This is a genomic window from Enterobacter cloacae complex sp. S3 (assembly GCF_014930495.1).
GTDB lineage: Bacteria > Pseudomonadota > Gammaproteobacteria > Enterobacterales > Enterobacteriaceae > Enterobacter > Enterobacter asburiae_B.
The window spans coordinates 63,099-85,329 of record NZ_JADBRD010000007.1; the positions used below are offsets into that span (position 1 = coordinate 63,099).

Annotated in this window: 22 protein-coding genes; 6 read left to right on the top strand and 16 right to left on the bottom strand. The window is 55.6% G+C overall.

What is annotated here, in order from left to right:
• Positions 1 to 76: 76 nt before the first annotated feature.
• From IM317_RS02355 to pepA, 5 genes are all read right to left on the bottom strand, one after another.
• Positions 77 to 1,096 carry an NAD(P)-dependent alcohol dehydrogenase gene (locus tag IM317_RS02355; protein WP_033146757.1) on the bottom strand — a complete coding sequence of 340 codons (1,020 nt, stop codon included), beginning with the start codon at positions 1,094 to 1,096 and terminating at the stop codon, positions 77 to 79.
• Positions 1,097 to 1,179: 83 nt separating this feature from the next.
• A complete protein-coding gene (locus tag IM317_RS02360; RefSeq protein WP_033146756.1) occupies positions 1,180 to 1,683 on the bottom strand; it encodes a GNAT family N-acetyltransferase in 504 nt (167 codons plus the stop codon).
• A gap of 123 nt (positions 1,684 to 1,806) precedes the next feature.
• Entirely contained in the window at positions 1,807 to 4,662 is a 2,856-nt protein-coding gene (locus tag IM317_RS02365) for a valine--tRNA ligase (protein WP_033146755.1), read from the bottom strand.
• On the bottom strand, positions 4,662 to 5,105 hold the full coding sequence (holC, locus tag IM317_RS02370) for a DNA polymerase III subunit chi (protein ID WP_008502815.1): 444 nt from the start codon (positions 5,103 to 5,105) through the stop codon (positions 4,662 to 4,664). Before holC ends, IM317_RS02365 begins: the two co-directional genes overlap by 1 nt.
• A gap of 86 nt (positions 5,106 to 5,191) precedes the next feature.
• On the bottom strand, positions 5,192 to 6,703 hold the full coding sequence (gene pepA, locus IM317_RS02375; RefSeq protein ID WP_023309366.1) for a leucyl aminopeptidase: 1,512 nt from the start codon (positions 6,701 to 6,703) through the stop codon (positions 5,192 to 5,194).
• A 266-nt stretch (positions 6,704 to 6,969) separates the two neighbouring features.
• Here pepA and lptF point away from each other — a divergent pair, with 266 nt between their 5' ends.
• The 5 genes from lptF to mtgA all read left to right on the top strand — a co-directional run bounded on the left by lptF (position 6,970) and on the right by mtgA (position 13,229).
• The gene (gene lptF, locus IM317_RS02380) at positions 6,970 to 8,070 is read left to right on the top strand and encodes an LPS export ABC transporter permease LptF (protein WP_024906345.1); all 1,101 of its coding nucleotides are present in this window, start codon (positions 6,970 to 6,972) and stop codon (positions 8,068 to 8,070) included.
• Complete coding sequence (gene lptG, locus IM317_RS02385; protein WP_024906346.1) at positions 8,070 to 9,152, top strand: LPS export ABC transporter permease LptG; 1,083 nt, start codon at positions 8,070 to 8,072, stop codon at positions 9,150 to 9,152. The genes lptF and lptG overlap by 1 nt, the downstream gene beginning before the upstream one ends.
• 135 nt (positions 9,153 to 9,287) lie before the next feature.
• Positions 9,288 to 11,621 (top strand): aerobic respiration two-component sensor histidine kinase ArcB, encoded by a 2,334-nt coding sequence (gene arcB, locus IM317_RS02390; protein WP_033146754.1) that lies wholly within the window; start codon positions 9,288 to 9,290, stop codon positions 11,619 to 11,621.
• A 232-nt stretch (positions 11,622 to 11,853) separates the two neighbouring features.
• Entirely contained in the window at positions 11,854 to 12,507 is a 654-nt protein-coding gene (elbB, locus tag IM317_RS02395; protein ID WP_033146753.1) for an isoprenoid biosynthesis glyoxalase ElbB, read from the top strand.
• Positions 12,504 to 13,229, top strand: a complete 726-nt coding sequence (gene mtgA, locus IM317_RS02400; protein WP_029739613.1) for a monofunctional biosynthetic peptidoglycan transglycosylase — start codon at positions 12,504 to 12,506, stop codon at positions 13,227 to 13,229. Before elbB ends, mtgA begins: the two co-directional genes overlap by 4 nt.
• Before the next feature lie 39 nt (positions 13,230 to 13,268).
• Here the strand turns inward: mtgA and npr are convergent, their stop codons facing one another.
• From npr to IM317_RS02455, 11 genes are all read right to left on the bottom strand, one after another.
• A complete protein-coding gene (gene npr, locus IM317_RS02405) occupies positions 13,269 to 13,541 on the bottom strand; it encodes a PTS phosphocarrier protein NPr (RefSeq protein ID WP_003861872.1) in 273 nt (90 codons plus the stop codon).
• The gene (gene rapZ / locus IM317_RS02410; protein ID WP_033146752.1) at positions 13,538 to 14,392 is read right to left on the bottom strand and encodes an RNase adapter RapZ; all 855 of its coding nucleotides are present in this window, start codon (positions 14,390 to 14,392) and stop codon (positions 13,538 to 13,540) included. Before rapZ ends, npr begins: the two co-directional genes overlap by 4 nt.
• A gap of 45 nt (positions 14,393 to 14,437) precedes the next feature.
• The gene (gene ptsN, locus IM317_RS02415; protein WP_008501443.1) at positions 14,438 to 14,929 is read right to left on the bottom strand and encodes a PTS IIA-like nitrogen regulatory protein PtsN; all 492 of its coding nucleotides are present in this window, start codon (positions 14,927 to 14,929) and stop codon (positions 14,438 to 14,440) included.
• Between the two features lie 82 nt (positions 14,930 to 15,011).
• The gene (gene hpf / locus IM317_RS02420; protein ID WP_008501444.1) at positions 15,012 to 15,299 is read right to left on the bottom strand and encodes a ribosome hibernation promoting factor; all 288 of its coding nucleotides are present in this window, start codon (positions 15,297 to 15,299) and stop codon (positions 15,012 to 15,014) included.
• Between the two features lie 22 nt (positions 15,300 to 15,321).
• Complete coding sequence (gene rpoN / locus IM317_RS02425) at positions 15,322 to 16,755, bottom strand: RNA polymerase factor sigma-54 (protein WP_023309360.1); 1,434 nt, start codon at positions 16,753 to 16,755, stop codon at positions 15,322 to 15,324.
• Between the two features lie 47 nt (positions 16,756 to 16,802).
• A complete protein-coding gene (gene lptB, locus IM317_RS02430; RefSeq protein WP_033146751.1) occupies positions 16,803 to 17,528 on the bottom strand; it encodes an LPS export ABC transporter ATP-binding protein in 726 nt (241 codons plus the stop codon).
• Between the two features lie 6 nt (positions 17,529 to 17,534).
• Entirely contained in the window at positions 17,535 to 18,089 is a 555-nt protein-coding gene (gene lptA, locus IM317_RS02435; protein ID WP_033146750.1) for a lipopolysaccharide ABC transporter substrate-binding protein LptA, read from the bottom strand.
• Complete coding sequence (gene lptC, locus IM317_RS02440) at positions 18,058 to 18,633, bottom strand: LPS export ABC transporter periplasmic protein LptC (protein WP_033146749.1); 576 nt, start codon at positions 18,631 to 18,633, stop codon at positions 18,058 to 18,060. The genes lptA and lptC overlap by 32 nt, the downstream gene beginning before the upstream one ends.
• Positions 18,630 to 19,196: a 3-deoxy-manno-octulosonate-8-phosphatase KdsC gene (gene kdsC / locus IM317_RS02445; RefSeq protein WP_023309356.1), complete on the bottom strand. Its 567-nt coding sequence runs from the start codon at positions 19,194 to 19,196 to the stop codon at positions 18,630 to 18,632. The genes lptC and kdsC overlap by 4 nt, the downstream gene beginning before the upstream one ends.
• A gap of 14 nt (positions 19,197 to 19,210) precedes the next feature.
• Positions 19,211 to 20,197, bottom strand: a complete 987-nt coding sequence (gene kdsD, locus IM317_RS02450; RefSeq protein WP_023333606.1) for an arabinose-5-phosphate isomerase KdsD — start codon at positions 20,195 to 20,197, stop codon at positions 19,211 to 19,213.
• Positions 20,198 to 20,210: 13 nt separating this feature from the next.
• Positions 20,211 to 21,188: a calcium/sodium antiporter gene (locus IM317_RS02455; RefSeq protein ID WP_023309354.1), complete on the bottom strand. Its 978-nt coding sequence runs from the start codon at positions 21,186 to 21,188 to the stop codon at positions 20,211 to 20,213.
• 227 nt (positions 21,189 to 21,415) lie between these two features.
• Between IM317_RS02455 and mlaF the strand changes: the two genes are divergently transcribed.
• Positions 21,416 to 22,228 (top strand): phospholipid ABC transporter ATP-binding protein MlaF, encoded by an 813-nt coding sequence (gene mlaF, locus IM317_RS02460; protein ID WP_024906354.1) that lies wholly within the window; start codon positions 21,416 to 21,418, stop codon positions 22,226 to 22,228.
• The last annotated feature ends 3 nt before the right edge of the window (positions 22,229 to 22,231 follow it).

The following is a 22,231-nucleotide window of genomic DNA, read 5'->3' on the forward strand; positions in this document are numbered from 1 at the left end:
TAGTGTGTGCGCCCTCTCCCTGTGGGAGAGGGTTGGGGTGAGGGCATCAGGCCGCACATTCCCCGCCAATGTCACATCAAAAATCCGCTTTCAACACCACGCGGTAGCGGGCTTTGCCGTCACGCACGTGCTGGATCGCTTCGTTGATTTTCGACATCGGATACAGTTCGGTGGTCGGCGCCACTTTGGTGCGTCCGGCAAACTTCATCAGCTTGCGCAACTCAAACGGCGTACCGGTCGCGGAGCCTGACACGCTGCGATCCCCGCCGATCAGGGTAAACGCCGGAACCGGCAGCGGCTTCATTACGGCACCTACGGTGTGGAAGTTACCGCCGTAGGCCAGCGCCTCAAAGTACGGCTGCCAGTTGAGATCGACGTTAACGGTGTTGATGATCAGGTCAAACTGCCCAGCCAGCGCGTTCAGCGCGTCAGGATCGCGGCTGTTCACCACTTTATCCGCACCCATCGCCAGCACTTCTTTCTCTTTCGCCGGGTTGGAGCTGAACGCCGTGACTTCACAGCCCATCGCGTGCAGCAGCTTGATGGCGATATGCCCCAGGCCGCCAATACCAATGACGCCCACGCGGCTGGTGGCGGTGATGTGGTGCATCAGCAGAGGTTTGAAGACGGTGATACCGCCGCACAGCAGCGGACCTGCGGATTCGATATCAATGCTGTCCGGCAGCGGGATCACCCATTGCCAGTCGGCGCGCAGTTTGTCGGCAAAACCGCCCTTGTTCAGAATAGTGGGAACGGCGCCCTCGAGGCAGTTGATCTGATTGCCGCTGATACAGGCGTCACAGTGACCACAGCTGCGTGCCGTCCAGCCAATGCCCACGCGTTGGCCTACCTTCAGCCCTTTGTCCTGCGCGGCGCTACCGAGCGCCACGACGCGGCCAATGACTTCGTGCCCGGCAACCAGCGGATAGCTCGAGAAGCCCCATTCGTTATCGATCATCGAGAGATCCGAGTGGCAGATCCCGCAGTAATCAACCTGTACTTCGACGTCTTCTGCTTTTAGTTCGCCCGCATCGTACTCGTACAGCTCAAGTTCTGCACCCGCCTGCGGTGCGGCGTAGCTTTTTATCTTCGACATCGTGTTTCCCCCGTTGTGGTGTGAACTGAGAGTGTAGAGCATTCAGTTTACAGCCGCTTAACAGAACAGGGCAGGAACGAAACTTACAGACTTTTCAGCATTCTGACTTCGCAATCAACGTGGCCGGTACAGCCCAGCGGCGCATCGATATGCTCAAAGCCCAGATGTTCATACAGGCCGATGGCCTCTTTGAGGAAAGCGGTGGTTTCCAGGTAGCAGCGGGTAAAACCCTGCTTGCGCGCGTGGTCCAGCGCCATCAGCGCCAGCTTTTTCGCCAGCCCTTGCCCGCGCGCCGTTGGCAGAAAATACATTTTCTGCAGCTCACAGATATCCGGCTCGCTGCAGCTGAGGGGCGCCACGCCGCCGCCGCCCACAACCTGACCGTTCAGCTCGATTACCCAGTAGGCATGCCCTGGCTGGCTGTAGAGCTGGTAAAGCTCGTCCAGGTTCGGGTCGGCAACCGTGTAGCCTTTGTCAGCCGTCAGGCCATATTCGGCAGAAACGGTGCGGATAACGGCGGCGATTGCCGGGTTATCCTGCTCAGCGATCCGGCGCATCGTCGTCGCGACGGGGGTAATCACGCTCATAGCATTACTCATTACAAAAATTGACACATAACTGCTGTTAATAGCACCGCAGAAAGGGGAGTGCAAGCGAGGAGTTTTCAGGAAGGATACCCCTTACGCCCTGAAGCGTAAGGGGTAAAAGCATTACAGGGCTGCGATAACCGCCTGCTGCTCGATCAGCTTGGTCTTCGCATCGGCGAAGGCAACCAGACGCTCGCGCTCTTTCGCGATGACCGCTTCCGGCGCGCGGGCGACAAAGCCTTCGTTCGCCAGCTTGCTTTCGATTTTGCCAATTTCCACGTCGACTTTTGCCACTTCTTTCGCCAGACGAGCCAGCTCGGCGTCTTTGTCGATCAGGCCCGCCATCGGGATCAGCAGCTCGGCGCCGTCGATGATTTTGGTCACGGAAACCGGACCTTTGTCATCCGCAGGCAGCACGGTGATGCTTTCCAGACGCGCCATGGTTTTCAGGAAGGTGTTGTTCTCGGCGACGCGACGAACGGCAGCCTCGCTGCAGCCACGCAGCAGCAGCTCCAGCGGTTTGCCTGGGGCGATGTTCATTTCAGCACGGATGTTACGTACCGCAACGATCGCCTGTTTCAGCCACTCGGTATCCGCGGACGCCGCTTCATCAACCTTGGCCGCATCGAATTCCGGGAACGGCTGCAGCATGATGGTATCGGCGTTGATGCCTGCAATCACCTTCACGCGCTGCCAGATGGTTTCGGTGATGAATGGAATGACCGGATGCGCCAGGCGCAGCAGACCTTCCAGAACGGTAATCAGCGTGTTGCGCGTGCCGCGCAGCTCCGCCTCAGTGCCGCCGTTCATCACCGGCTTCGCCAGCTCCAGATACCAGTCGCAGAACTGGTTCCAGGTGAATTCATACAGAATGCCCGCCGCGATATCGAAGCGGTAGCTGTCCAGCGCCTCGCGGAACGCTTTCACCGTCTGGTTGAATTCCGCCAGGATCCAGCGGTCTGCCAGAGACAGCGTCATCTCGCCGCCGTTGAAGCCGCAATCCTGATCTTCGGTATTCATCAGCACGAAACGGCTGGCGTTCCACAGTTTGTTACAGAAGTTACGGTAACCTTCCAGACGCTTCATGTCCCAGTTGATGTCACGACCGGTTGAGGCCAGTGCCGCCAGGGTGAAGCGCAGGGCGTCGGTACCGTGAGACTCGATCCCGTTCGGGAACTGCTTCTCGGTGCGCTTGCGGATTTTCTCAGCCAGCTGCGGCTGCATCATGTTGCCGGTACGTTTTTCCAGCAGATCTTCCAGAGAGATACCGTCAACCATATCCAGCGGGTCAATCACGTTCCCCTTGGACTTGGACATCTTCTGGCCTTCGTCGTCGCGGATCAGACCGGTCATGTAGACGGTATGGAACGGAACCTGCGGCTTGCCGTCTTCGTCTTTGATGAAGTGCATGGTCATCATGATCATGCGGGCAATCCAGAAGAAGATAATGTCGAAGCCGGAGACCATCACGCTGGTTGGGTGGAACTGACGCAGCGCGTCGGTGTTTTCTGGCCAGCCGAGGGTGGAGAAGGTCCACAGCGCGGAGGAGAACCAGGTGTCCAGCACGTCTTCGTCCTGACGCAGCGCAATGTCCGCGCTCAGGTTGTTTTCCTGACGCACTTCGTCTTCGCTACGGCCAACGTAAACGTTGCCTTCGTTGTCGTACCACGCCGGAATACGGTGACCCCACCACAGCTGACGGGAGATACACCAGTCCTGAATGTCGCGCATCCAGGAGAAGTACATGTTTTCGTACTGCTTCGGCACGAACTGAATGCTGCCGTTTTCAACCGCTTCCACAGCCGGTTTCGCCAGCACGTCGGCACGCACGTACCACTGGTCGGTCAGCATTGGCTCGATAACCACGCCGCCACGGTCGCCGTACGGCACGGTCAGATCGTGAGGTTTGATCTCTTCCAGCAGGCCGAGCGCGTCAACGGCAGCCACGATGGCTTTACGCGCGGCAAAACGCTCCAGCTTCTGGAACTCAGCCGGGATGTCGCTGGAGTAAACGTCGGATTCGTTGCCTTTGGTATCGTACACTTCTGCGCTTTCGCGGATATCGCCGTCGAAGGTCAGAATGTTGATCATCGGCAGGGCGTGACGACGACCAACTTCATAGTCGTTGAAGTCGTGCGCCGGGGTGATTTTTACGCAGCCGGTGCCTTTTTCCATATCGGCGTGTTCGTCGCCCACAATCGGAATACGGCGGTTTACCAGCGGCAGCACCACGAATTTGCCGATCAGATCTTTATAACGCGGATCTTCCGGGTTAACGGCCACGCCGGTATCGCCCAGCAGGGTTTCCGGACGGGTCGTTGCGACCACCAGGTAATCTTTGCCGTCGGCGGTTTTTGCGCCATCGGCCAGCGGATAGCGGATGTGCCACATGGAGCCTTTAGACTCGCGGTTTTCCACTTCCAGGTCAGAGATGGCGGTGCGCAGTTTTGGATCCCAGTTTACCAGGCGTTTGCCGCGGTAAATCAGGTCTTCTTTGTACAGGCGGACGAAGACTTCTTTAACGGCGTTGGACAGGCCTTCGTCCATGGTGAAGCGCTCGCGCTCCCAGTCCACGGAGTTGCCGAGACGGCGCATCTGACGGGTAATGGTGCCGCCGGATTCCGCCTTCCACTGCCAGATTTTGTCGATGAACGCGTCGCGACCGTAGTCGTGGCGGGTTTTTCCTTCTTCAGCGGCAATTTTACGCTCAACCACCATCTGGGTCGCGATACCCGCGTGGTCAGTCCCCGCCTGCCACAGGGTGTTTTTACCCTGCATACGCTGATAGCGGATCATGGTGTCCATGATGGTCTGCTGGAAAGCATGACCCATATGCAAACTGCCGGTGACGTTCGGCGGCGGGATCATGATGCAGAAGGACTCTTTGCTTTCGTCGCCGTTAGGCTTGAAATAGCCCTGCTGTTCCCAGTGCTCGTAAAGCGGCTGTTCGATATCGCGTGGGTTATATGTCTTTTCCATTATTTCCAGGTTGCCGTATTCAGGTTAAAACCAGCCAGGCGGTACGCTTTATAGCGTTCGCGCGCCAGTTGTTTCAAAGATTCTTCGTAAGGGACAAAGTCTACCACTTCTGTGAAAGCGGTGGCAAAATCTGCAAAATCTATCCGCAGGCTAATCAGAATATCGCGCGCGCTGCTGTTGCGCTTTTGCGGCCAGGCAATTTCAACCGGTGCACCGCCGCGCGGGCCTTCGCCCGACAGGTTATGCGGCACAAAACTCTCCGGGGGGCGCGCCCACAGCGCTTCATCCAGGCGAATCGCCTGCTGTTCATCTTCACAGGCAATCAGAACGCGTTTACCTGCGCGCCAACGTTCTGCGGCAATTTCACACACCAGCTGTTCTACGGCGCTGAGGCCATCCTGATGGGTGTCGTTGTCCAGAAGGTAGAACGTTGCATTCTTCATATATGGGGCTTCTTGTGCTCACTTTAAATGCTTAAGCCGGGTGGCGGCTTCGCCTTACCCGGCCTACGGTTTACTGCCGTTTTGACTTACTCGTCGCCGTTAAAACCTGCGCGGTTCAGCAGGAACTGCGACAGCAGCGCCACTGGACGGCCGGTTGCGCCTTTGGCTTTACCGGAGCGCCATGCGGTGCCCGCGATATCCAAGTGTGCCCAGTTGTACTTGCGGGTGAAGCGTGCCAGGAAGCAGCCCGCGGTGATCGCCCCGCCAGGACGTCCGCCAATGTTCGCCATATCCGCAAAGTTAGACTCCAGCTGATCCTGATACTCGTCACCCAGCGGCAGACGCCATGCGCGATCCCCGGCCTGCTCTGAGGCACCAATAAGCTCGTGCGCCAGAGGATTGTGGTTCGACATCAGGCCGGTGATATGGTGACCCAGCGCAATCACACAGGCTCCGGTGAGGGTAGCGACGTCAATCACCGCTTCCGGCTCGAAGCGCTCAACGTAGGTCAGCACGTCACACAGCACCAGACGGCCTTCGGCGTCGGTGTTCAGCACTTCAACGGTCTGGCCGGACATGGTGGTCAGAACGTCACCCGGACGATAGGCGCGCCCGCCAGGCATGTTTTCGCAGCCCGCCAGTACGCCGATCACGTTGATAGGCAACTGCAGTTCCGCGACCATGCGCATCACGCCGTAAACCGCCGCCGCACCGCACATGTCGTACTTCATCTCATCCATGCCTTCGGCAGGCTTGATGGAGATACCGCCGGAATCGAAGGTCAGGCCTTTACCGACGAGCACAATCGGGCGCGCGTCTTCGGACGGATTGCCTTTGTACTCGATGACGGACATCAGGGATTCGTTCTGCGAGCCGTTACCGACCGCCAGGTAAGAGTGCATCCCCAGCTCTTTCATCTGCTGTTCGCCGATGACGCGGGTAATGACGTTTTTGCTGTAGGCGTCGGCCAGCTGGCGCGCCTGAGAGGCCAGGTACGCCGCGTTACAGATGTTAGGCGGCATGTTGCCGAGATCTTTGGCCGCTTTAATGCCGGCCGCGATCGCCAGACCGTGCTGGATCGCGCGTTCGCCGCTGGTCAGCTCGCGACGGGTTGGCACGTTAAAGACCATTTTACGCAGAGGACGACGCGGCTCGCTTTTATTGGTCTTCAGCTGATCGAAGCTGTACAGGCTCTCTTTTGCCGTTTCAACCGCCTGACGCACTTTCCAGTAGGTGTTACGCCCTTTAACGTGCAGCTCCGTCAGGAAGCAGACGGCTTCCATTGAGCCGGTATCATTCAGCGTATTGATTGTTTTCTGAATCACCTGCTTATACTGACGTTCATCCAGCTCGCGTTCTTTGCCGCAGCCAATCAGCAGAATACGTTCTGACAGTACGTTCGGAACATGGTGCAGTAACAGCGTCTGCCCAGGTTTACCTTCCAGTTCGCCACGGCGCAGCAGGGCGCTAATATAGCCGTCACTGATTTTATCGAGTTGCTCGGCGATCGGGGAGAGTCGGCGTGGTTCAAAGACGCCCACAACGATGCAGGCACTCCGCTGTTTCTCCGGGCTACCGCTTTTTACACTGAACTCCATGCACTACGCTCCTGAATCTTAAAGACAACGGCGGCAGCTACGGATAGAATTGAAACCTTTCGTAACTCATGTCCGCTGTTGTGGTGACTTCGTGTTAATCTTACGTTACTACGGTTTCGACACGTCAGAAAAAGTCCTGAAGCGTGAATCCGCCGGATGTTTTAATCTTAGCGATGATTTCGACGACTCAAGAGAATAAATGACGTTTAAGCCATGAAACAAGCGATTTTCCAGCAAAGAGACGGGTTTTTACGGGCGTATTTAAAGTGATAATCATAAGATATCTGGTGCGGGAGACGCTCAAAAGCCAACTGGCGATCCTCTTCATCCTGCTGCTGATTTTTTTCTGTCAGAAGCTGGTTAAGATCCTCGGTGCGGCCGTTGACGGCGAAATTCCAACAAATCTGGTGCTTTCCCTGCTTGGCTTAGGGATCCCGGAAATGGCGCAGCTCATCCTGCCGCTAAGTCTTTTCCTTGGCCTGCTCATGACGCTTGGGAAACTCTACACCGAGAGTGAAATCACGGTGATGCATGCCTGTGGCCTGAGCAAAGCGGTACTGGTGAAAGCGGCCATGATACTGGCGCTGTTCACGGGTATTGTCGCGGCGGTGAATGTGATGTGGGCGGGTCCCATGTCTTCCCGTCATCAGGACGAAGTGCTGGCCGAAGCGAAAGCCAACCCCGGCATGGCAGCCTTAGCCCAGGGGCAGTTCCAGCAGGCGACCGACGGCAACTCCGTGCTGTTCATTGAGAGCGTTGACGGCAGTAAATTCAACGACGTATTCCTGGCGCAGTTACGTCCCAAAGGTAACGCGCGTCCTTCCGTGGTGGTTGCAGACTCCGGCCAGCTTGCTCAGCGCAAAGATGGTTCTCAGATCGTGACGCTGAACAAAGGCACCCGTTTCGAAGGCACAGCCATGCTGCGCGACTTCCGTATTACGGATTTCCAGAACTATCAGGCCATTATCGGCCATCAGGCGGTGGCGCTCGATCCAACGGATACCGAGCAAATGGACATGCGTACCCTGTGGAATACCGATACCGACAGAGCGCGTGCTGAGTTCCACTGGCGTATTACGCTTGTCTTCACCGTGTTTATGATGGCGCTGATTGTCGTTCCGCTGAGCGTGGTGAACCCGCGCCAGGGCCGCGTGCTCTCTATGCTGCCGGCGATGCTGCTTTACCTGATCTATTTCCTGCTGCAAACCTCGATTCGTTCTAACGGCGCGAAGGGGAAGCTGGACCCTATGGTCTGGACATGGTTCGTCAACAGCCTGTACATCTTACTGGCGCTGGGATTAAACCTGTGGGATACGGTGCCTGTGCGCCGCATACGTGCCCGATTCTCGCGTAAAGGAGCCATCTAATGCAGGCGTTTGGCGTTCTTGATCGCTATATCGGTAAAACCATTTTTACCACCATCATGATGACGTTGTTCATGCTGGTGTCGCTCTCCGGCATTATCAAATTTGTCGATCAGCTGAAAAAAGCCGGACAGGGGAGCTATGACGCGATGGGCGCGGGGATGTATACCCTGCTCAGCGTGCCGAAAGATGTACAGATCTTCTTCCCGATGGCGGCCCTGCTGGGCGCGCTGCTGGGGCTGGGGATGCTGGCGCAGCGCAGTGAGCTGGTCGTTATGCAGGCCTCGGGCTTTACCCGCATGCAGGTTGCGCTGTCGGTAATGAAAACCGCGATCCCACTGGTGCTGTTGACCATGGCGATTGGCGAGTGGGTCGCGCCGCAGGGTGAACAGATGGCGCGTAACTACCGTGCGCAGGCCATGTACGGCGGCTCGCTGCTCTCGACCCAACAAGGTTTATGGGCGAAAGACGGTAAAAACTTCGTCTACATCGAACGGGTGAAGGGGAATGATGAGCTGGGTGGGGTGAGCATCTATGCTTTCGATGACCAGCGCCGTCTGGAGTCAGTCCGCCACGCCTCTTCGGCGAAATTTGACGCCGAACATAAACAGTGGCGTTTGTCCCAGGTTGATGAATCTAACCTGACCGATCCGAAACAGATTACGGGTTCTCAGACGGTAACCGGTACGTGGAAAACCAACCTGACGCCTGACAAGCTCGGTGTTGTTGCGCTGGATCCTGACGCGCTCTCCATCAGCGGTTTGCACAACTATGTGAAATACCTGAAGTCGAGCGGGCAGGACGCCGGACGTTATCAGCTCAACATGTGGAGCAAGATCTTCCAGCCGATGTCCGTGGCGGTGATGATGCTGATGGCGCTGTCGTTTATCTTCGGCCCGTTACGCAGCGTGCCGATGGGCGTGCGCGTCGTGACCGGTATCAGTTTCGGCTTTGTGTTCTACGTGCTCGATCAGATCTTCGGTCCGCTGACGCTGGTTTATGGCATTCCGCCGATAATCGGTGCGCTGCTGCCAAGCGCCAGTTTCCTCCTGATCAGCCTCTGGCTGCTGTTGAAACGCTCCTGATTGACCTCTCCTCGCTTCCGGTTAACCGGAAGCGAGGCTAATCTCCTGTTTCACCCCGCACTTTTTCTCACAACCTTCAACGCCTCGCCCTGAATTTGAGTATTATTGAGCGATAAAGTCGTGAAGGGATCCTCTATGAAGCAAATTCGAATGCTTGCCCAGTATTACGTCGACCTGATGATGAAGCTTGGGCTGGTGCGTTTCTCCATGCTGCTTGCGCTGGCGCTGGTCGTTCTGGCCATTGTCGTGCAAATGGCCGTCACCATGGTTCTGCATGGTCAGGTCGAGAGTATCGACGTCATCCGCTCCATCTTCTTTGGCTTGCTCATTACGCCCTGGGCGGTCTATTTCCTTTCCGTGGTGGTTGAACAGCTGGAAGAGTCCCGTCAGCGTCTGTCAAAACTGGTCGATAAACTGGAAGAGATGCGCGAGCGCGACCTGAAGCTCAACGTCCAGCTTAAAGACAACATTGCGCAGCTGAATCAGGAGATCTCCGATCGTGAGAAGGCGGAAGCCGAGCGTCAGGCCACGCTGGAGCAGCTGAAAATCGAAATGAAAGAGCGCGAGGTCACGCAGATCCAGCTTGAGCAGCAATCCTCTTTCCTGCGGTCGTTCCTCGATGCTTCGCCGGATCTGGTGTTTTACCGTAATGAAGATAAAGAATTTTCCGGCTGTAACCGGGCGATGGAGCTGCTTACCGGGAAAAGCGAGAAGCAGCTGATTAACCTGAAGCCGCAGGACGTTTACTCTGAAGAGGCGGCGGCCAAGGTCATGGAGACGGACGAAAAAGTATTCCGCCATAACGTCTCGCTGACCTATGAACAGTGGCTGGATTACCCGGACGGACGCAAAGCCTGCTTTGAGATCCGTAAGGTGCCCTACTATGACCGCGTGGGGAAACGCCACGGCCTGATGGGCTTTGGCCGCGATATCACCGAGCGTAAGCGCTACCAGGACGCTCTGGAGCGCGCCAGCCGCGACAAGACTACCTTTATCTCGACCATCAGCCACGAGCTGCGTACGCCGCTTAATGGCATTGTCGGGCTGAGCCGTATTCTGCTGGATACCGACCTGACCGCAGAGCAGGAAAAATACCTCAAGACTATCCATGTCTCAGCGGTCACGCTGGGTAATATCTTCAACGATATTATTGATATGGATAAGATGGAGCGCCGTAAAGTTCAGCTTGATAATCAGCCGGTTGATTTCACCAGCTTCCTTGCCGACCTCGAAAATCTCTCAGGCCTGCAGGCGCAGCAGAAGGGACTGAGCTTTGTCATGGATCCCACCCTGCCGCTGCCGCATAAAGTGGTGACCGACGGCACGCGTCTGCGTCAGATCCTGTGGAATCTCATCAGCAACGCGGTGAAATTTACCCAGAAGGGGCAGGTGGCGGTGCGCATCCGCTATGACGAAGGCGATATGCTGCACTTCGAGGTGGAAGACTCCGGGATGGGTATTCCGCAGGAGGAGCAGGACAAAATTTTCGCGATGTACTACCAGGTGAAGGACAGCAACGGCGGGAAACCGGCCACAGGAACGGGCATTGGTCTTGCGGTGTCTAAGCGGCTGGCGAAGAGCATGGGGGGCGATATCACCGTTGTCAGCCAGCCGGGCAAAGGATCAACCTTCACGCTGACGGTCCATGCGCCGGCGGTGGCGGAGGAGGTTGAAGACACCTTTGAAAACGACGACATGCCGCTGCCCGCGCTGCACGTCCTGCTGGTGGAAGACATTGAGCTTAACGTGATTGTGGCGCGCTCGGTGCTGGAAAAACTGGGCAACAGCGTGGATGTCGCGATGACCGGTAAGGCCGCGCTGGAGATGTTTAAACCGGGCGAATACGATCTTGTTCTGCTCGATATCCAGCTGCCGGATATGACCGGGCTGGATATCTCGCGTGAGCTGACGCGTCAGTACGCGGCCGACGAGCTGCCGCCGCTGGTGGCGCTGACGGCGAACGTGCTGAAAGACAAAAAAGAGTATCTCGATGCCGGTATGGACGATGTACTCAGCAAGCCGCTGGCGGTGCCTGCTCTGACCGCCATGATTAAGAAGTTCTGGGATACCCGTGATGAAGAGGAGAGCACCATGACGTCTGTTGATAGCGCAAAAGCCCAAATGATACTCGATACCGCAATGCTGGAGCAGTACATCGATCTGGTGGGTCCGAAACTGATTACCGATGGTCTGGCGGTGTTCGAAAAAATGATGCCGGGCTATCTGAGCGTGCTGGAATCAAACCTGACGGCTCGTGACCAGAAGGGCATCGTCGAAGAAGGACACAAAATCAAAGGTGCCGCCGGCTCGGTTGGCTTACGCCATCTGCAACAGTTGGGTCAACAGATTCAGTCGCCTGATTTACCTGCATGGGAAGATAACGTGGGTGATTGGGTTGAAGAGATGAAACAAGAGTGGCAAAACGATGTGGCGGTGCTTAAAGCCTGGGTCGACGCCAGAAAAAAATGACCCCGGATTAACCGGGGTGCGCGAATACTGCGCCAACACCAGGGAAATCGTGGCTGCGCCTGTTTTATAAAGTTATTTTCGAAAGGGCGCTGCCTGAAAAATTTAGGCCGCACGCAGATAAGATAGCAAATCTTAAATGGTTTGTTACATGAATCAGTGAAATGTGTGAAGCATAGCGTTTTAATCAAAATTATTAATGTGCTTCAGCAAGTTGCAGAAAAGGATTGTCATGATGAAAAAGATTGGTGTCGTGCTGAGCGGATGCGGTGTTTACGATGGTTCTGAAATACATGAAGCCGTAATCACGCTGCTGGCCCTGGCTAAGCAGGGAGCAGAGGTTATTTGTTTTGCGCCGGACAAAAATCAGGCGGATGTGATTAATCATCTGACCGGCGAGCCGATGGCAGAAAACCGCAATGTACTGATTGAAGCCGCGCGTATTGCGCGAGGTGATATCCATCCTCTTATTCAGGCAGACCCTACAGAGCTTGATGCGCTCATTGTGCCGGGTGGGTTTGGCGCGGCCAAAAATCTGAGTACCTTTGCTGCGCAGGGAGCGGAGTGTCAGATCGATCCTCATCTTAAAGCGCTGTCGCAGGCCATGCACGCGGCAGGAAAACCGCAGGGCTTTATCTGCATCGCGCCGGCAATGGTGCCCAGGATTTTTGATTTCCCGCTGCGCCTGACTATCGGGACGGATATTGATACCGCAGAGATCGTCGAGGAAATGGGGGGCGAACACGTTCCGTGCCCGGTTGATGACATTGTGGTTGATGAAGATAACAAAATTGTCACCACGCCAGCGTATATGCTGGCGAACAATATCGCTGAGGCGGCCTCAGGTATTGAAAAGCTGGTGGCCCGCGTGCTGGTGCTGACTGAATGAGGCGCAAATTTGCCGCAGGCGCAGGGGTGAAACGTTTTCTCTTGCGCATCGTACTTGTGCTGGCGGTATTCTGGGGAGGCGGGCTGGCTTTATTCAGCATTATGCCGGTTCCGTTCTCTGCCGTTATGGTTGAGCGCCAGCTTAGCGCGTGGTTCAGCGGCGATTTCAGCTACGTTGCCCACTCTGACTGGGTGAGCATGGACGAGATCTCCCCGTTCATGGGGCTGGCGGTCATCGCGGCGGAGGACCAGAAATTCCCGGAGCACTGGGGGTTCGACGTGGCGGCCATTGAGAAGGCGCTAGCCCATAACGAACGCCATGAAAACCGCGTGCGCGGGGCATCAACCTTGTCGCAGCAGACGGCCAAAAACCTGTTTCTGTGGGATGGTCGAAGCTGGGTGCGAAAAGGGCTGGAAGCGGGGTTGACCCTGGGGATGGAAACGGTCTGGAGCAAGAAACGCATTCTGACCGTCTATCTCAACGTCGCTGAGTTTGGCGACGGTATATTTGGCGTGGAAGCTGCCGCACAGCGGTATTTCAATAAGCCAGCCAGCCGTCTGAGCATGTCAGAAGCAGCGCTACTGGCCGCTGTGTTACCGAACCCTATCCGCTTTAAGGCCAGTGCCCCATCAGGGTACGTGCGAAGCCGACAGGCGTGGATTATGCGCCAGATGAATCAGCTGGGTGGAGAGGGGTTTATGCAGCGTAATAATCTTATGTAGGGCGGGTAAGCGCAGCGCTACCCGCCTGAATAGCAGACCTTAATCTTCGTCGAACCCTGCGTTAAACAGGGCAATCACCGCCGCCAGCGCTTCCTCTTCCTGAGGGCCGGTGGCTTCTACTTCAATCTGGCGTCCTTTGGCGGAATCCAGCATCAGCAGCGCGATCACGCTGTTCGCTTCCGCTTCGGTGCCTTCGTCATTCCGCAGCAGAACCTCTGCATCGAAACCCTGCATCAGCTCAAACAGCTTCATCGCCGGGCGTGCATGCATACCCAGCTTGTTGGTGATCTCAACGGTTTGTTTTACGGTCATGTTTTACGTTTTTCCAGCGTGCGATGACGGGACTGAACGTTCTTCCCGCGCGAGCGGAAATAGTCGGCCAGCTGTTCGGCGATGTAAACCGAACGATGTTTACCGCCGGTACAGCCAATCGCCACCGTCAGGTAGCTACGATTGTTTGTCTCCAGCATAGGTAACCATAGCTCAAGGTAGCTTCGCGTCTGGTAGATAAAATTGTGTACTTCTGTGTGCCGGTCGAGGAACGCCGCCACCGGCTTATCCAGACCGGTCATTGGACGCAGTTTTGGATCCCAGTGCGGGTTCGGCAGGAAGCGCACGTCGAAAACGTAATCCGCATCAATCGGAATACCGTGCTTAAAGCCGAAGGATTCGAACACCATCGTCAGTTCGCGCTCGCGTTTACCCAACAGCCGGGTACGCAGCATTTCCGCCAGCTCGTGAACGGACATCTCAGAGGTGTCGACAATCAGGTCGGCACGAGAACGCAGCGGCTCCAGCAGGTCGCTCTCTTCATCGATAGCGCTCTCCAGAGAGAGGTTCTTGCAGGATAGCGGGTGCAAACGACGGGTATCGCTGTAGCGGCGGATCAGCGTATTGCGGTCTGCATCGAGGAACAGCAGCTGAGGCGAGAACGCGTCAGGCAGGTTGCTCATGGCCTGTTCGAAGATCTCTGGCGATTCAGGCATGTTACGAACGTCGATACTGACGGCGGCAGAGGTTTGTCTCTCCGCCAGCGTGCGGGCCAGATCGGGTAACAACACGACCGGCAGGTTATCGACGCAGTAAAAACCCATGTCTTCCAGGGCGCGCAGAGCAACGGATTTCCCCGACCCTGAACGGCCACTGACAATCATCAGCACCATGTTCCGTTTCTCCTCAGGACAACAGATGTGAAGGCCATCTCCTGGTTATGCATCATCCTGATTGCCTTCTGCTTCAGTGATAATTTGATAGAGCTCTTCATCACTTTGGGCCGAGCGCAGTCGACGGCAAATGGTTTTATCGGCCAGACGTTTTGCGACCAGCGACAGCGTATGCAGATGGGTTTTCGTCTGGTCGGCAGGCACCAGCAGCGCGAAGAGGAGATCGACGGGCTGGTTATCAATGGCATCGAAGGCGATGGGTGTTTCAAGCTGCACAAACACACCAACGGCACGCAGGGTATCCTCTTCCAGTTTGCCGTGCGGGATCGCGATGCCGTTGCCGATACCGGTACTGCCCATTTTTTCACGGGTCAGAATCGCTTCGAACACCACCTGCGGCGGCAGGCCCAGCTGTTTGGCAGCCAGTTCACTGATGATCTCCAGCGCACGTTTTTTGCTCTGGCAGTGAACCGCACTGCGGGTACATTCCTGGTTAAGGACATTGCTCAGTTGAAGAGCGGAATCGTTGTTCATCATAATTTCACCTAAGCGCTAACTGTACAAATGGCCTGTTGTGTTTCACAACAGGCCGTCCTGCACCCGTTAACTGCCCGGACAATTAGTGTTGTTTCAGTTTATCTTTATGTTTATTGAGCTGTCGTGCAAGCTTATCAATCAAGCCGTCGATAGCAGCGTACATGTCTTGCCCTTCCGCACTGGCATGCAGTTCACCCCCGTTAACATGCAGGGTGGCATCCGAGATGTGAGTCACTTTCTCCACTTTCAACACAATATAGACCTGATTGATCCTTTCGAAATACTGCTCGAGTTTTGCAAACTTCGCGTTCACGAAGTCGCGTAAAGCCTCAGTAATTTCGACGTTTTGTCCAGTGATGTTGAGCTGCATAGTGTCTTCCTTATCGGTTGTGTCAGACCAGCTGTTTACGCTGGTTGGACGGCGGAATGGATAAAGACTCTCGATACTTCGCAACAGTACGACGTGCCACCATAATACCCTGATCGGACAGCATGGTGGTTAACTTACTGTCGCTTAGTGGCTTCGCGGGGTTCTCCGCGGCGATCAACTTCTTCACCAGGGCACGAATGGCCGTTGACGACGCTTCGCCGCCGCCCTCGGTATTCACATGGCTGGAGAAGAAATACTTAAGCTCAAATATACCGCGTGGACTGTGCAGATACTTCTGCGTGGTGACACGGGAAATGGTTGATTCATGCATCTCGACGGCCTGGGCGATATCCGCCAGTACCATCGGTTTCATATACTCTTCGCCCTGCTCAAAGAACGCCTGCTGCTGTTCGACAATACAGCGGCTGACGCGCAGCAGCGTATCATTTCGGCTTTCCAGACTTTTGATCAGCCATCGCGCTTCCTGAAGATTGCTACGAATATATTGATTGTCGGAGTCGTTACGCGCGCTGGTGCACATGGAGGCATACTGCTGGTTGATTTGCAGGCGAGGGATGCTGTCTGAGTTCAGTTCAACGACCCAGCGGTCATTGTGTTTTCTGACCAGCACATCCGGGATCACGTACTCGGGCTCGCTGGTTTGGATCGACTGTCCCGGGCGCGGATCGAGCGACTGGATCAGATTTACCGCTTCTTTCAGCACCTCTTCCTTCAGGCGCGTGACGCGCATCAGGGAGCGGAAATCGTGGTTGGCCAGCAGATCGAGATGATCGCTAATAATTAAGCGCGCCTCGTCGATCCATGGCGTCTCTTTGCTGAACTGAGATAGCTGGATCAGCAGGCAGTCGCGCAGATCTTTTGCGGCCACGCCTACCGGATCGAAACGCTGGATGCGCTTCAGTACGGCTTCGACTTCCTCAAGCTCAATCTCGTCGTCGCCCATGCTTTCCAGGATATCGTCCAGCGTGACGGTCAAATAGCCGGTGTCGTCAACGGCATCGACAATTGAGGTGGCAATCGCGCGGTCGGTATCGGAGAAGGGGGTGAGTTCCACCTGCCACATCAGGTAATCCTGCAGCGACTGGGTGGTCTCTCCCTGATAGACCGGTAGCTCATCATCCTGGTAGTCTGCACGCGTACCGGATGGAGTTCCGGCGGTGTAGATTTCATCCCAGCTGGCATCCAGCGGTAGCTCGTCGGGCATCTCTTTTTGTTCGAGTGCATCCGCGGTGTCGAGCGCTTCTGTATCCTGTGACTGCTGAGTATCTACCTCGTCATGAAGATCGGTTTGTTCCAGCAGGGGGTTGCTGTCCAGCGCCTGCTGGAGCTCCTGCTGAAGTTCTAACGTGGACAGTTGCAACAGGCGAATTGCCTGCTGTAGCTGCGGCGTCATTGCCAGTTGTTGGCTGAGCCTTAATTGCAAACCTTGCTTCATGTTCAGAGCATTTTTCTCCGGTTCGGCGTTACGTTACCTCTACCCTATCAGAGTCTGAAGTCTTCCCCAAGATAGACGCGCTTAACATGATCGTCTTCGAGGATCTGCTGCGGCGTACCGTGGGCGATCAGATTGCCCTGGCTCACAATATACGCGCGTTCACACACGGCCAGCGTTTCACGGACGTTGTGGTCGGTGATCAGTACGCCAAGCCCGCTGTCACGCAGGTGTTCAATGATGCGTTTAATGTCGATAACCGAGATCGGGTCAACGCCCGCAAACGGTTCATCCAGAAGGATAAATTTCGGGTTTGCGGCCAGCGCACGCGCAATCTCAACGCGACGGCGTTCACCCCCGGAGAGTGCCTGACCGAGGCTGTCGCGCAGATGCTCAATGTGGAACTCTTCCATCAACTCGTTGGCACGATCCTGACGCTGTTCGCTGGTCAGATCGTTACGAATTTCCAGGACCGCCATCAGGTTATCGTAAACGCTAAGACGACGGAAAATGGAGGCTTCCTGCGGCAGGTAGCCGATCCCGCGACGCGCGCGCGCGTGCAGCGGCAGAAGGCTGATGTCTTCATCGTCAATGATAATGTTGCCGGCATCGCGCGGCACAATGCCAACGACCATGTAGAAGGTGGTAGTTTTACCCGCACCGTTAGGGCCAAGCAGCCCCACGATTTCGCCGGAGTTGACGGTCAGACTGACATCTTCTACGACACGGCGGCCCTTGTAGGCCTTCGCGAGATTTTTTGCAGTTAATGTTGCCATAACGAATTAGTTACTCTTCTTCTGTGCCGGGGCCTGGCCTTTGCCTTTGTCCTGCAGCTGCGACGGAACCAGGACGGTCGTGACGCGTTTGCCTTTCTCGCTGGAGGCCTGCATTTTTTGCTCTTTCACCAGATAGGTGATCTGGTCGCCGGTAATGTTGCTGTCCAGCTGTTCCAGATACGCGTTTCCGGTCAGGATGACCAGGTCCTTCGCCAGCTCATAGTGCATATGCGAAGCGCGGCCTTTCACCGGTTTGCCGTTGTCCTGCATCTGGTAGAAGGTGGCCGGGTTGCCGTAACCATCAATGATCTCTTTGCCCTGCTCGCCACCCGGACGGGTCACGACCACTTTGTCGGCGTTAATTTTGATGGTGCCCTGAGTCATGACGACGTTACCCGTGAAGGTGACGACGTTGCCCTGCATATCGAGAGACTGGGTATCAGACTCGATATGGATCGGTTGGTCGGTATCGCCCGTTACAGCAAGCGCGGGGAGACTGGTCGCCAGCATCGCGCTGGCGATAATTACTTTAAGGCTGAGTTTGTTTGTTTTGAATTTCATAGGAGGTTCTAACCTTTTCAATCAGCTCGGCGTTCTTGCTGCGTAAGTTCCCGCGCATTCTCAAACCGCTGGAATTAAATGTTGTGCCATACAGTGTGACCAGATCCTGCGAGGTCACGTCCTGGGTTACCAGGTTAATTTGGGCATTATCCGTCGTAATTTTTCGCAGTTGCGAGTCAGCGGTCAGGGCGTTGACTTCAACGTGGCCATACAGATAAAGCATACGGTCATTTGTCAGTTTTGCCCGATCTGACTTAATTGACCACGTCGGCACTTTGTCCTTATCAAATGTGGTCATGACAGGTTGGGTAAACCACGAAATACCGTCATCTGAAAAATATTCAACATGCTGGGCAATCAGGCGATAGTTCAGCGCGCCTTCCGGGCTGTAGACCACGGTGTCGCTGTGATCGCTTTTATAGGTTGGATCGTTATTGTTGACCACTTCCGTTTGCGGATCGTCGCGATCGGCAAGGTTCACGCCAATCAATACCAGTGCGACAAGCGAAAGCAAAATGATAATCCAGCGTCTGGTTTTACTCATATCGATTGCCCTTTGGCCTCATCAAGCTTGCCCTGCGCCAGCAAAAGCAGATCGCAGACTTCACGTACGGCACCACGGCCCCCGTTGATGTGGGTAACGTAGTCAGCGCGCGGGATCAGCAGCGGATGCGCATCCGCAACGGCGATGCTCAGCCCAACTTCAGCCATCACGGGCCAGTCAATCAGATCGTCCCCGACGTAGGCTACGTTTTCCGGCGCGATAGCCAGTTTACCCAGTAAATCCTTAAACGCCGCCATCTTATCGGATTGACCCTGATACAGATGGGTAATTCCTAAGGTTTCACAGCGGTCTTCTACCAGTTTAGCTTTTCGCCCGGTGATGATAGCCACCTCAATACCCGAGGTGAGCGCGCAGCGGATACCGTAGCCGTCGCGAACGTTAAACGCTTTCAGCTCTTCACCATTATTGCCCATGTAAATCAGGCCATCGGAAAGTACGCCATCCACGTCCAGGATGAGCAGACGAATGTTTTCCGCCTTTGCCATCATCTGGGTACTGACCGGTCCATAACAGGTTGCAAGGGATGCACCCGCATTACTCATTGTTTTATCCTTCATTACACTACGCCTGCGCGCAGCAGATCATGCATATGTACCACACCCAGCAACTGGTCGCCATCGGCAACCATCACTGAGGTAATGTGGCGGGACTGCATCAGGTTCAGCACATCCACGGCCAGCGTACCCGGACGGACGCGGATACCGCCCGGCGTCATCACATCGGCAATGCCGAGCGTGCGGACATCTACACCCATGTCGAACACGCGGCGCAGGTCGCCATCGGTGAAGATCCCCTGAATTTTCATCAGATCGTCGCACACGACCGTCATACCCAGATTCTTACGGGTGATTTCCAGCAGCGCATCACGCAGGGAGGCTTCTTTACTGACGTGAGGGATCTCATCCCCGGTGTGCATAATATCGTTTACCCGAAGCAGAAGCTTGCGCCCCAGCGCGCCGCCCGGGTGGGAAAGCGCAAAATCTTCCGGCGTAAAACCGCGGGCTTCGAGCAGCGCGACGGCAAGCGCATCACCCATGACCAGCGCGGCGGTGGTGCTGGACGTCGGCGCCAGGCCGAGCGGACAGGCCTCCTTGGGCACTTTCACGCACAGGTGAATATCGGCTGCCCGCGCCATGCTGCTTTCCGGACGGCTGGTCATGCAAATAAGCGGCACCTGCAGTCGCTTCAGTACCGGGATCAGCGCCAGAATTTCATTGGACTCCCCGGAGTTGGACAGCGCGATGACGATATCCTGCGGCGTGACCATACCCAGGTCACCGTGCGCGGCTTCCCCCGGATGTACAAAGAAGGAAGAGGTTCCGGTGCTGGCAAAGGTTGCCGCCATTTTGCGTCCAATGTGGCCGGACTTACCCATCCCCATCACCACGACTTTGCCGGCACAGTAGAACATCTTCTCACATGCCAGACTAAAATCCTGATTAATGTACTGATCTAACTGCGCCAGACCTTCACGTTCAATCTCCAGAACCTCTTTGCCTGCTTTCTGAAAGTCAAAACCCGGCTGCAATTCTATTTGCGACATAATGCGTTTCCGTTTACCCAGAGAGAAGAGGCGAGAGCCAGTACAGCATCGCCATCCATACGATAAATCCACCCGTCAGCAGCGCGCCTGCGCCTTTGCCGATCTGTCGTTGCCGCCGCCAGCAGAGCAGGGCAAATATCACGCTGACCAATAACATCACGCCGTAGTCGCGTGAGAACGCCAGGGGATTAAAGGGCCCTGGCGTTATCAGGGCCGGCAGGCCCATCACAATGGCGATATTAAATATGTTGGAACCGATGATATTACCAATGGCAATGTCATCCTCACCTTTACGTGCCCCCGCAATGGCCGTGGCCAGCTCCGGCAGGCTGGTGCCGATGGCAATCACCGTCAGGCCAATGGTCAGTTCACTGATGGCGAAATAGTTCGCCAGCACGGTCGCGTTATCCACGACCATGCGCGTTGCCATCGGCATGATGATCAGCGCAACGCCAAGCCAGAGCAGGGCAACAGGCAGCGTGCCTTCTCGCGGCAGTTCGGCGACCTGCTCCCGCGTGAGGCTATCCTGACCCTGCTTCTCAGCCAGACGGGCGATTTTAACACTGTACAGCAGCCAGATAACGGCCAGCGCCAGCAGGAAAATGCCGTCGCTGTAGCTCAGAACACCATCGTAAAATACGCAGCCTGCCAGCAGGCTTACGATTAACATTAGCGGCAATTCACGGCGCAGAACATCAGAATGCACGCGAAATGGATGGAGCAGTGCGGCCAGGCCTAAAATCAAGAGTATATTGACGATGTTGGAGCCAATCGCGGTACCTACTGCCAGATCTAACTGACCATGCAGCGATGCCGAGACAGAGACGATGATTTCAGGAAGTGACGTTCCAACACTCACCACGGTCATCCCGATGACGACAGGCGGTACACCCGTCAGGCGACACAGGATAGATGCAGCAAACACTAAACGGTCAGCACTGTAGACCACCAAAAGTAAACCAATTATTAACAGTGCTGTTGCTAAAAGCATCAAAAGTCCTTTCTTCAGGTATACTCGTCGGTCCATCGCACGGGAATGGCTGGACTGCATACAGTCTGAGGCGTAACGAATTCCTAATTTTGACTTTATGCGCCGGAAAAGTAAAACAAATGCCAGCTTTCGCTAACCTCAACGGCTATTATTCTGTAAAAATGCGGAGTTGAGGGCTGATTCAGGCGGCATGCCTTAACGTGAGCAGGGTAATAAAGGAACCATAAATGAGCCAAACGATGGCGAATTTAGTCGATGTTCGCGGCGTGAGTTTTTCTCGCGCCAACAGATTGATATTTGATGATATTTCGTTGACCGTACCGCGTGGCAAAATCACTGCCATCATGGGGCCGTCCGGGATCGGTAAAACGACCCTGCTGCGCCTTATTGGTGGGCAGATCCCACCTGATAGCGGTGAAATCCTCTTTGATGGCGAAAACATCCCGGAGATGTCACGCTCGCGTCTGTATACTGTCCGCAAACGCATGAGCATGCTCTTTCAGTCGGGGGCCTTGTTCACCGACATGAATGTCTTTGATAACGTGGCCTATCCGCTGCGTGAGCATACCAGCCTGCCGCCTGAACTGCTGAAAAGCACGGTGATGATGAAGCTCGAAGCCGTCGGTTTGCGGGGCGCCGCAAAGCTGATGCCTTCGGAGCTGTCCGGCGGGATGGCGCGCCGCGCCGCGCTGGCACGCGCCATTGCATTAGAACCTGATTTAATCATGTTCGACGAACCGTTTGTTGGACAGGATCCCATCACGATGGGCGTGCTGGTGAAGCTCATCTCTGAACTGAACAGCGCGCTTGGCGTCACCTGCATTGTGGTATCTCACGATGTACCGGAAGTATTGAGCATTGCCGATTACGCCTATATTGTGGCGGACAAAAAGATCGTCGCACACGGTAGCGCTCAGGCGCTGCAGGAAAATTGCGATCCGCGCGTGCGGCAGTTCCTTGACGGTATTGCCGATGGCCCTGTGCCGTTCCGCTACCCGGCGGGCGACTATCGTGACGATTTACTGGGAATAGGGAGTTAAGCC

Bases quoted from the DNA above. Each gene is read 5' to 3' on its own strand.
- IM317_RS02355 (WP_033146757.1), bottom strand. From the start codon at position 1,096: ATGTCGAAGATAAAAAGCTACGCCGCACCGCAGGCGGGTGCAGAACTT.
- IM317_RS02360 (WP_033146756.1), bottom strand. From the start codon at position 1,683: ATGAGCGTGATTACCCCCGTCGCGACGACGATGCGCCGGATCGCTGAG.
- IM317_RS02365 (WP_033146755.1), bottom strand. From the start codon at position 4,662: ATGGAAAAGACATATAACCCACGCGATATCGAACAGCCGCTTTACGAG.
- holC (WP_008502815.1), bottom strand. From the start codon at position 5,105: ATGAAGAATGCAACGTTCTACCTTCTGGACAACGACACCCATCAGGAT.
- pepA (WP_023309366.1), bottom strand. From the start codon at position 6,703: ATGGAGTTCAGTGTAAAAAGCGGTAGCCCGGAGAAACAGCGGAGTGCC.
- lptG (WP_024906346.1), top strand. From the start codon at position 8,070: ATGCAGGCGTTTGGCGTTCTTGATCGCTATATCGGTAAAACCATTTTT.
- arcB (WP_033146754.1), top strand. From the start codon at position 9,288: ATGAAGCAAATTCGAATGCTTGCCCAGTATTACGTCGACCTGATGATG.
- elbB (WP_033146753.1), top strand. From the start codon at position 11,854: ATGAAAAAGATTGGTGTCGTGCTGAGCGGATGCGGTGTTTACGATGGT.
- mtgA (WP_029739613.1), top strand. From the start codon at position 12,504: ATGAGGCGCAAATTTGCCGCAGGCGCAGGGGTGAAACGTTTTCTCTTG.
- npr (WP_003861872.1), bottom strand. From the start codon at position 13,541: ATGACCGTAAAACAAACCGTTGAGATCACCAACAAGCTGGGTATGCAT.
- rapZ (WP_033146752.1), bottom strand. From the start codon at position 14,392: ATGGTGCTGATGATTGTCAGTGGCCGTTCAGGGTCGGGGAAATCCGTT.
- ptsN (WP_008501443.1), bottom strand. From the start codon at position 14,929: ATGATGAACAACGATTCCGCTCTTCAACTGAGCAATGTCCTTAACCAG.
- hpf (WP_008501444.1), bottom strand. From the start codon at position 15,299: ATGCAGCTCAACATCACTGGACAAAACGTCGAAATTACTGAGGCTTTA.
- rpoN (WP_023309360.1), bottom strand. From the start codon at position 16,755: ATGAAGCAAGGTTTGCAATTAAGGCTCAGCCAACAACTGGCAATGACG.
- lptB (WP_033146751.1), bottom strand. From the start codon at position 17,528: ATGGCAACATTAACTGCAAAAAATCTCGCGAAGGCCTACAAGGGCCGC.
- lptA (WP_033146750.1), bottom strand. From the start codon at position 18,089: ATGAAATTCAAAACAAACAAACTCAGCCTTAAAGTAATTATCGCCAGC.
- lptC (WP_033146749.1), bottom strand. From the start codon at position 18,633: ATGAGTAAAACCAGACGCTGGATTATCATTTTGCTTTCGCTTGTCGCA.
- kdsC (WP_023309356.1), bottom strand. From the start codon at position 19,196: ATGAGTAATGCGGGTGCATCCCTTGCAACCTGTTATGGACCGGTCAGT.
- kdsD (WP_023333606.1), bottom strand. From the start codon at position 20,197: ATGTCGCAAATAGAATTGCAGCCGGGTTTTGACTTTCAGAAAGCAGGC.
- IM317_RS02455 (WP_023309354.1), bottom strand. From the start codon at position 21,188: ATGCTTTTAGCAACAGCACTGTTAATAATTGGTTTACTTTTGGTGGTC.
- mlaF (WP_024906354.1), top strand. From the start codon at position 21,416: ATGAGCCAAACGATGGCGAATTTAGTCGATGTTCGCGGCGTGAGTTTT.